Here is a 1,748-nt window from a genome sequence, read left to right on the forward strand (position 1 = left end):
GGGTGGACCAGGCCCTTGCGCCAGACCAGGGACACGGGGGACAGCGGGACGGGGGCCACGAGGGGCCGGCGGACCGTGCCGGGCATGGGCGGGAAGTCCACCACCGCCAGGACCGGGTTCCCGGTCTTCCCCATGACGCGGGCGAACTCCTCGTCGCCGACGGCCATCGGCAGCGGCGGCGCGAGCCGGATGCCCCGGCCCTCGAACAGGCGCAGGGCCAGATCGGTCCACTCCCGGGTGCGCGGGTTGCCCGCGCCGGCGTACACCGTCTCCCCGGCCAGCGCGGACACCGGGACCTCGGGCAGGGCCGCCAGCGGATGGTCCTCGGGCAGCACGACGGCCATCGGCTCGTACCGCACCGGCTGCTGCGCGAGGCCGGAGCGGAGCGCCGGGTCGAGACCGGCGAAGCGGCCGAAGGAGACGTCCAGGCGGCCGGCCAGCAGATCGGCGGCGGCTCCGGTGAGACCGCTCTCGTAGCGGGCCATCAGCTCGCAGTCGGGGGCGAGTTCCCGGGCCCGGTACAGCACCCGGCGGCCGGTGGCCAGGCCCGGCGAGTTCAGGTCGACCAGCAGGGGGCGGCCCTGCCCGGCCGCGAACGCGGCGAGCAGGTCGTCCTGGGCGGCGAGCACCCGGCGCGCGTGCGGCAGCAGGCGCTCGCCGTCGGGCGTGAGGGTGACCTGCCGGGTGGTGCGCACGAACAGCTCCGCGCCCAACTCCCTCTCCAGCCGCCGTACATCACGGCTGAGCGCCTGCTGAGCGACGTACAGGCGGGCCGCGGCCCGGGTGAAGTGCAGGTCCTCCGCCACGGCCACGAAGGCGCGCAGCAGGCGCGGGTCCAGGGAAGCGGGCACGGAGGCGAATTTACAACGCGGGCGCGTCAATCGGCGCCCGGCAGGTGTTGGACCAGGTGATCCGCCCCGGGTGACCGTGGGGTCATGTCCCAACCCACCGCCCAGGAGCGCCGGATACCGGGGAGAACGACTCGACTCTCCTCCTACCGGCGGCTGTTCGCGCTTCCCGGCGCCCGTGCCTTCACCGCCGGCAATCTCCTCGCCCGTCTTCCCATGGGCATGTTCAGCGTGAGCGCGGTCGTGATGATCGCCGGCTCCCGGGGCTCGTACGCCCTCGCCGGTGCCGTCACCGCGACCGGGCTCGCGGCGACCGCCGTGGCCGGGCCCTTCGTCGCCCGGCTGGTGGACCGGCACGGGCAGGCCCGGATCGCGCTGCCCGCCACGGTCGTCTCCGTGCTCGGCAGCCTCGCGCTGCTGCTGTGCGTCCGTTTCGGCGCCCCCGACTGGACCCTCTTCGCGGCCTACGCCGCCACCGCGACCACCCCGAACACCGGCGGCCTCTCCCGCGCCCGCTGGGCCCATCTGCTGCGGGACGATCCCGGCGCGCTGCACACGGCGAACGCCTTCGAGCAGGCCGCGGACGAGCTGTGCTTCATGCTCGGGCCGGTCCTCGCCTCCTTCCTGGCCGGGACGCTCTTCCCGGAGGCGGGCACGCTCGCCGGGGCGGTGCTGCTGCTCGCCGGGATGCTGCTGTTCACCGCCCAGCGGTCGACCGAGCCACCGCCGGCGGCCCGGTCCCAGGGGCCGTCGCCGCTGCGCGGCGCGGGCATCCCGGCGCTGCTGGTCTGCTTCACCGCGACCGGAGCCGTCTTCGGTTCCATGGAGGTCGTCACGATCGCCTACGCCGACGCGCACGGACACCGCGCGGCGGCCGGTGCGGTGCTCGCGCTCCAGGCG

The 1,748-nt window shown here is 75.4% G+C and carries 2 protein-coding genes; one reads left to right on the forward strand and one right to left on the reverse strand.

Features of this window, described 5'->3' with window-relative positions; genetic code table 11:
- Positions 1–851: LysR family transcriptional regulator (locus H5J33_RS34095; RefSeq protein WP_181798535.1), on the reverse strand; the 851-nt coding region annotated here is incomplete at its 3' end.
- A gap of 84 nt (positions 852–935) precedes the next feature.
- On the opposite strand from H5J33_RS34095, the gene H5J33_RS34100 reads away from it, so the two are divergent.
- Positions 936–1,748: MFS transporter (locus tag H5J33_RS34100; protein ID WP_181798536.1), on the forward strand; the 813-nt coding region annotated here is incomplete at its 3' end.

This window comes from Streptomyces sp. WELS2 (genome assembly GCF_013870595.1).
Lineage (GTDB): Bacteria > Actinomycetota > Actinomycetes > Streptomycetales > Streptomycetaceae > Streptomyces.